This window comes from Kitasatospora indigofera (assembly GCF_014655955.1).
Lineage (GTDB): Bacteria > Actinomycetota > Actinomycetes > Streptomycetales > Streptomycetaceae > Kitasatospora > Kitasatospora indigofera.
Map to the genome: position 1 here is coordinate 41,471 of NZ_BNBO01000067.1, position 6,772 is coordinate 48,242.

Annotated in this window: 8 protein-coding genes; 3 read left to right on the forward strand and 5 right to left on the reverse strand. The window is 74.0% G+C overall.

Annotation, left to right across the window (positions count from 1 at the left end; translation table 11 throughout):
• Positions 1-4 precede the first annotated feature (4 nt).
• Positions 5-457 (reverse strand): MarR family winged helix-turn-helix transcriptional regulator, encoded by a 453-nt coding sequence (locus IE329_RS35015; protein ID WP_190215068.1) that lies wholly within the window; start codon positions 455-457, stop codon positions 5-7.
• 308 nt (positions 458-765) lie between these two features.
• Between IE329_RS35015 and IE329_RS35020 the strand changes: the two genes are divergently transcribed.
• Complete coding sequence (locus IE329_RS35020) at positions 766-1,608, forward strand: uridine kinase family protein (protein WP_190215069.1); 843 nt, start codon at positions 766-768, stop codon at positions 1,606-1,608.
• Positions 1,609-2,045: 437 nt separating this feature from the next.
• A complete protein-coding gene (locus IE329_RS35025; protein WP_190215070.1) occupies positions 2,046-2,294 on the forward strand; it encodes a hypothetical protein in 249 nt (82 codons plus the stop codon).
• A 126-nt stretch (positions 2,295-2,420) separates the two neighbouring features.
• Here IE329_RS35025 and IE329_RS35030 read toward each other — a convergent pair whose 3' ends face one another.
• On the reverse strand, positions 2,421-2,624 hold the full coding sequence (locus IE329_RS35030) for a hypothetical protein (RefSeq protein WP_190215071.1): 204 nt from the start codon (positions 2,622-2,624) through the stop codon (positions 2,421-2,423).
• Between the two features lie 241 nt (positions 2,625-2,865).
• On the opposite strand from IE329_RS35030, the gene IE329_RS35035 reads away from it, so the two are divergent.
• Complete coding sequence (locus tag IE329_RS35035; RefSeq protein ID WP_190215072.1) at positions 2,866-3,852, forward strand: NAD-dependent epimerase/dehydratase family protein; 987 nt, start codon at positions 2,866-2,868, stop codon at positions 3,850-3,852.
• Positions 3,853-3,873: 21 nt separating this feature from the next.
• On the opposite strand, the gene IE329_RS35040 is transcribed toward IE329_RS35035, so the two are convergent.
• From IE329_RS35040 to IE329_RS35050, 3 genes are all read right to left on the reverse strand, one after another.
• On the reverse strand, positions 3,874-4,470 hold the full coding sequence (locus IE329_RS35040; RefSeq protein WP_190215073.1) for a dihydrofolate reductase family protein: 597 nt from the start codon (positions 4,468-4,470) through the stop codon (positions 3,874-3,876).
• 204 nt (positions 4,471-4,674) lie between these two features.
• Positions 4,675-5,523 (reverse strand): DUF4253 domain-containing protein, encoded by an 849-nt coding sequence (locus IE329_RS35045; RefSeq protein ID WP_190215074.1) that lies wholly within the window; start codon positions 5,521-5,523, stop codon positions 4,675-4,677.
• A 375-nt stretch (positions 5,524-5,898) separates the two neighbouring features.
• Positions 5,899-6,348: a hypothetical protein gene (locus tag IE329_RS35050; protein WP_190215075.1), complete on the reverse strand. Its 450-nt coding sequence runs from the start codon at positions 6,346-6,348 to the stop codon at positions 5,899-5,901.
• Positions 6,349-6,772 lie beyond the last annotated feature (424 nt).

A 6,772-nucleotide genomic window follows, 5' to 3' on the forward strand; every position in this document is an offset into this window, starting at 1 on the left:
GGCCTCAGGGCCGGGGCCAGGGCCGCCCGTGCAGGTTCTCGATGTCCGTGTTGAAACGCTTGAGGAAGGCCGCGAACTCGGCCACGTCCTCCGCCGACCAGTCGGCCAGCACCTTGTCGAGGCCGCCGACCAGCTCCGTCCGCGCCTCCTCCAGCCGGCGGGCGCCCTCCTCGGTGATCCGGAACTTGCGGGCGATGCCGCCCTCCAGGTCGGGGATCCGGTCGACCAGGCCCGCGCGCATCATCGCCGCCGTCTGCCGGTTGAGGGTCGAGGCGTCCAGCCCGAACGCCTCGCTGAGCCCGCCGATCGACATCGGGCCCTGCATGCGCAGCCGGCTGAGCAGGATGTAGGCACTGCGGTCCAGGTTCCCGCTGGTGCGCTTGCTGCGCGCGCCCATGTGGACGTGCCGGCCCAGCAGCATGGTCTCGTACTCGATCGAGTCCGTCGGCTTCTCCATGCGAACCGTCTCCCCATTCCTCGCACCTGCAGCTCAGTATGCCTGCCGCTACGTACGGCGCCCGAAATGTCCCCCGTCCTTCGGTGCGACGGCCGGGCAGGTCACGGCGCCGCTGACCGAGACCGTGCGGGCGGCGAACCCGAGCAGGACAACCGCCCACGGCCCCTCGGCGGGACCGTCCGGCGCGCTGACGGCAGGCGGCCGGCCCTGCTCCGGCTCGGCCGGGAAAGGCCGGGAAAGGAGTGGTCTCCTGAGGCGGGCGGACAGTAGGTTGTCCCCGCCCTGCACGCCGACCGCAAGGAGTCCTCGTGTCCGACAACGTCCAGGACCCTTCTCCGGAGCGTGCCGCACGCCTCGGCCCCCTGGTCGAGCAGTGCGAGCGGTTGCTGGAGCAGGGCAAGGACATGGAGGACGTGCAGCGGCTGCTGCGGGACCTCGGGGCCGGGGTCCTGGACTCGGTCGCCGTCACCCGGGCGCTGCTGGGAGTCGGCCTGAGGGAAGCGGGCGAGAGCGTGCTGTCGAGCGCCGCACGGACCGTCGAGCTGCGGACGCGCCAGCAGCTCGCGGACGTGACGGAGCGGGCGAAGGACGTCGCCGACGGCCTCCTGGAGCTGCCCCGCACCCGGGGGAGCAGCAGGATCGTCGCCATCGACGGCGCCGGGGGATCAGGCAAGACGACCCTGGCCGCCGCGGTGGCCGGCCTCCTCGACGGCGCCGACGTCGTCCACGTCGACGACTTCTACCGCCCGATGCCCGACCACGAGCGGGAGCTGCTCGATGCCGAACAGGGCTACCACCGCTACTTCGACTGGGAACGCCTCCGGGACCAGGTCCTGATCCCGCTGCGGAACGGCGGGGCCGCCCGGTACCAGCTCTACGACTGGCCCACCGAACGGCTCGGTGCCTGGCGCGAGATCGCCCCCGGCACCCCGGTGATCGTCGAAGGGGTCTACGCGGCGCGCCCGGAACTCGCCCCCTACTACCACTTCACCGCCTACGTCGACACCCCGCGCGAGGTCTGCCTGCAGCGCGTACGAGCACGCGGCGAGAACCCCGAGGAGTGGATCGGGCGCTGGCGCGCCGCCGAGGACCACTACCTGCACACCACCTGGCCCCAGACCAGGGCCAAACTCGTCGTCAGGGGCTACTGAGGCAGGCGGGGCCCGGTGCGCGCTGGGCCCCTGCCCGGCGTCGAGGCCCGCCGAGCGCCGCGGGAGCCCCCACCGGAGGTCGAGGCTGTTCCGGACCAGCACCTGGAACAGCACGAACCCACCCGCCAGCGGCGCCACCGCGGCCGGCACCAGGCCCACCGCCCCGGCCGCGGTACCCGTCCGACTCAACTCCCGCTGCTCGCCCGCCACATTCCCCTCGGTCCACTGTCGGTTCCGACCGCCACCCCAGGGACCGGCGCCCTCGCGCACATGCGCATCCGTACGCATCCGGGCCGGCCCCCACGCCGTTCCCGCCGGTCGGAGCGCCGCAGGGCCGGCCCCGACGGCGGCCACGGGGGGCGCGTGGAGCCGCCGCAGGCCCGGGCAAGGCGGCGAGCGACGTTTCGAGTCGGGCCTGCGTCGGTATCGTGGTCAGCATGTCCACCTTGGTCGAGCTGCCGGAGCAGCTGGAGTCAGCCGTCCGCGCGGCAGCCGCCGAAGCGGGTCTCAGCGTCAGCGACTACGTCACCCGGGTCCTGACCGCCGATCAGGCGGCGGCCGCCGGCAGTCCGGCCGAGCGCGCCGCGCGGGCGGATGCGCTGGCCGCCGCCGCCTACCGTCACTGGGTGGCCGGCGGGAGCAGCCAGGCGGGGTCGATGTCGATGGACGAGGTCTTCGGAGGCTGACGATCTCCTGCGCCGGCGACCCTCCTCACGGCGTGGACGCCTTCGGTGATCTTCATGATCGACGGGCTCGCAGGCGACGCGCCCGGGCGATCCAGCCCGGACCGGCGTGATGGAACCGACGGCACATCAGCGCGTTTCCCCGGAATCGCTCGGCCGGGCGGCGAGGATGCGCTCGTTCAGCAGATCGACGCACTCATGGATGCCGGGAGTCGGCGTTTCCGCGCAGTCGCGCATCCACTTGATCGCCTGGACGTAGTGGCCGGCGGCGACGAGCCGGTCCACCTCGGCCTTCCCCTCGGCCGAGATCCTGTCCCACAGAGAGTTCTCCACGTCGGCATTGAACCGCCCCGGTGACCTGCGGGCCCAGCGGTTTTCCCGCCGAACCACCGCGCGGGAGTCGCGCCCCGGCCGGCGTCACGGCCCGGGCGGGAACCAGACCGGGCGGCGAGGCCGGCGCCCGGGCCGGCGCGGTCCGTCGCGGCGCACAGCAGCCTTCCGTCGCGGTCGCCCGGCTGCACGCTCTCAGCGAAAGCGGCTGGGCCTCCGGGGCGTTCGGTGCTTCAGTGGCGGGATGGACATTCTGGTACTGGGCGGGACGGCGTGGTTGGGCCGGGAGGTCTCCCGGCAGGCGATCGGGCGCGGGCACCGGGTCACCTGTCTGGCGCGCGGCGAGAGCGGGGCGGTGGCGGAGGGAGCGGTCCTGGTGGCCGCCGACCGTGGCGATCCGGCGGCCTACGAGGCGCTGCTCGACCGGGACTGGGACGCGGTCGTCGAGGTGTCGTGGCAGCCCGGCTTCGTCCGTGAGGCCCTCGGCGCACTGGCCGGCCGGGCCGGGCACTGGACGTACGTGTCCTCGGTCAGCGCCTACGCCTCGCATGCCGAGCTGGACGCGGACGAGAGCACTCCCCTGCTCGCCCCGACCGAGCTGGCGGAGGCCGGACGTGAGGCGTACGGCGAGGCGAAGGCCGCCTGTGAGGGGGCGTCGGCAGCGGCTCTCGGCGACCGCCTGCTGATCGTCCGCGCCGGACTGATCGGCGGGCCCGGCGACCACAGCGGACGCTCCGGCTACTGGGTGGCCCGGGCCGCCCGGGATCCGCACGGCCCGATGCTGGTGCCCGCGGCGCCGGACGCACCGACCCAGGTCGTCGACGTGCGCGACCTCGCCCACTGGCTGCTGGACGCCACCGAGGCCGGGACCACCGGCACCTTCGACGCCGTCGGCCCGGTGCTCGCCCTCGGGGACTGGATCGCGCTGTCCCGTACCGTCGGCGGGCACACCGGCCCGCTGGCCGCCGCCGAGCCGGACTGGCTGGTGGCCAAGGAGGTGGCCCAGTTCATGGGGCCCGAATCGCTGCCCATGTGGCTGGCCGAACCGGGCTGGGAGGGCTGGTCGGCCCGCAGCGGCGCGGCGGCGCGCGCGGCCGGGCTGCGCCACCGGGCCCGGGTCGAGCTGCTGGCCGACACCCTGGCCTGGGAGCGCGAGCAGGGCCTGGGGCGGAGCCGGCGGGCCGGGCTCAGTGCCGAGCGCGAACAGGACCTCCTGGACGCACTGGGCTGACACCGCGGCGCCCGCTCCGCGCTACTTCCGGGCGACCGGACGGTAGGTGCACACGTTCACACCCGCGCCGCTGCTGACGGCGGAGACCAGTTCGAGGGTGCGCAGCGCGCCGTCGTCCGGGAAGACGGACTTTCCGCCGCCGAGCAGCACCGGCATGATCATGAGCCGCAGTTCGTCCACCAGACCCTCGGTCAGCAGGGAGCGCACGAGGGTGGGGCTGCCCATCACGGCCAGGTCCCCGCCGTCCCGGTCGCGCAGCTCGCGGATCCGGGCGGCCGCCTCCGCGCCGGGGACGCGGGTGGTGTTGTGCCAGGTCAGGTCGGCGTCGTCGAGCGTGCTGGAGACGACGAACTTGGGGATGGAGTTCATCCGGTCCGCGAACGGGTCGCCGGCCCGCTCGGGCCAGGCCGCGGCCATCGTCTGCCAGGTGCGGCGCCCGAACAGCAGCGCCTCCGCCTTCGCCAGCGCCTCGGTGAAGGCACCGCCCACGACCTCCGGGTCGAAGAACGGGTGTGACCAGCCGCCGTGGGCGAAGCCGCCGTCGGTGTCCTCCTCCGGTCCGCCCGGTGCCTGCACGACGCCGTCAAGACTGATGAACTCACTGATCACGATGCGCACGGGATGCACTCCTCTTCCTGTCCCGGAGGCCGCGGAGGGGGGCTCCGCCTTGTGGCAGACCATCTCATCCGGTACTGACAGTGCCTCAGGTGACCTGCGGGGCAAGGGGGATCTGCGGGCACACCCGGTGCGGCGGCCGGGAGCCGCCCCGCGCGGGTGGTCCTCCCCCGCCGCGCGGCCCCACCGGCCGGCCGCGCCGACGCGTCAGTCCCACCACAGCGTCCAGACGTCGGCGTCGACCAGGTGTTCCGCGTAGGCGGACAGGGTGCCGACTCCCTGGAGGATGTTGTCCGGGCAGAGCGCCAGGTGCTCGGCGGCGACCAGCAGGGCCTCGTCGAGGTTCGCGGGCGGGGCCGCGACACTGAGGTCGAGGGTGTCGAAGCCCACGGCGACGACCTGTGCCCCGAATCGCTGCTCCCAACTGCGGAGCACACCGGCGACCCTGCCCATGTCGTTCTCGTGGTTCAGCGGGCCGCTCCACCCGCAGGACGCCAGGGCTGCCGCGCCGTCCGTGCCCGCGACCAGCCCGATCCGGAGCGCCGGCCGGACCTGCAGCAGGGCGGCGGCGCAGGCCCGCGCGTGCTCGTCCGGACTCCGCGTCAGGGCACCGGCGGGTGCGAGACCGGGCCAGGACGGGCCGAACGGCGCGGTGATCGCGCGGCGCTCGGCCTCCTCCTCAGGGTCCTCGTCCTCCCACCCGGCAATCCCCTCCCACCACTGGCGCAGCAGGTCGGGGGCGTCCTGGCTGTCGGGCGACGACATCTGGTCCGGAAACAGCTCCTGGGACCCCCAGGGGCGGAAGTCCGGCTCGTCCCGGAGGGGCGCCAGCAGCAGCGGCCAGAGCCCCGAGGTCCGCCGCTCGCGGTGGAGCGCCTCCCACAGCCCGACGGGTGCCGGGCCCTCGCTCATCCACAGCACGGGCCTCGGGTCGCTGCCCTCTTCGGCCCCGACCAGGCGGCCGGCCGGGAGGGAGGAGTTCAGGGCGTGGTGGCCGGCCGCGACGCGCCGGAAGAGGGGGCGCAGTTCGGCGGGCAGGGGCGGGGAATCGGTCATGCGGGTCACGCTAGGCGGAGGCACCGACAACCGGGCGCCCCCTGCCTGCCCTCGTGCCGTCAGGGGCACCAGCACCGGGGCGGAGGTGCCTGGTCCGGGCGGACACCGGTGGGCGGCGCCGGTCGGCTTCGCCGCGCGTCCTACGCCTCGTCGCGTACTCCTCCGGCAGGTGCTCCAGGACGGGCGCCCGGAAGCAGGAGTTGTCCGCGCCCTGGCCCGGTTGCCGGAGCAGGACGGCGCGGCTCCGTCCGGGCGGGGCGGAGCCGGTCCCCGCCCGCGCGGACGGTGACGATCCCCTTCAACCGGGCGGTGCTGACAGCCCGTCGGGCGGGCGCGGCGGCCGCTCCCCCGACAGAGGGAGCGGCCGCGACGGCCTCAGGCCGGACGGGGCGCCGTCCGACGTCCGAGCGCCCAGGCGATCAGCGCGAGGACCCCGGCGAGCGGGCCCAGGAAGGGGGCGGGGGTGGTGTGGAAGACGGTGCTGCCGAGGACACCGATCAGCTGCCAGCCGCAGGTGAGCACGGCCAGCAACGACAGCCAGTGCCAGCGGTCCTGGCGCACCACGGTGAAGGGCAGCGCCAGCACCGCCACGGTCTGGACGACGTACCCGTACTGGAACCAGCTGGTGTAGAAGACGTTCCACCAGGGCGAGGGCAGGGCCGGCCCGTCCGCGTACTCCTGGCGGAACTCCAGGAAGGTCGAGTCCCGGTAGCCGGAGGACCACCAGGGCCACAGGTACAGGCCGACCAGGGTGAGTACGAGTGCGACCACCGCGAGCACGGCCGAGGGTGCCTTGCTGGGGGGCGCAGGTTCGATGAAGGGCATCTGGATCCTCGTCCTCTTCGGGCCGGAAATGAGCTGACGGTGCGACAGGCTGTCCTCCTGTCACGGCTCGTCGTGCCGTCAATGATCGGGCCGACGGGCCTGCGACGCCAGGGATTTGGGAGGAGCGCCTGGCCGCAGGGGCCGCCTCCACGCCGGGGGCGCATCCGTCCCACGGCCGGGCCGGCGGCGCGGTACGGCATCCGGGCGATGCGGCGGGCGGATGCCGCGGGCGGAGACGGCAGCCGGGCGGGGCGCTTGACGCGGGCGCCGTCACCGGGATTGCATATGTCGTATCACGTTCGAATATGTTGGGTTATGAAGATTTCAGCGGACCTCGTCGGCCCTGGCCGGGGCACGACCGAGTGGTCCGACGATCGGTGAAGGAGATCGCGATGGTGCACGCACGAGCCGGTTCCCCGGCGGA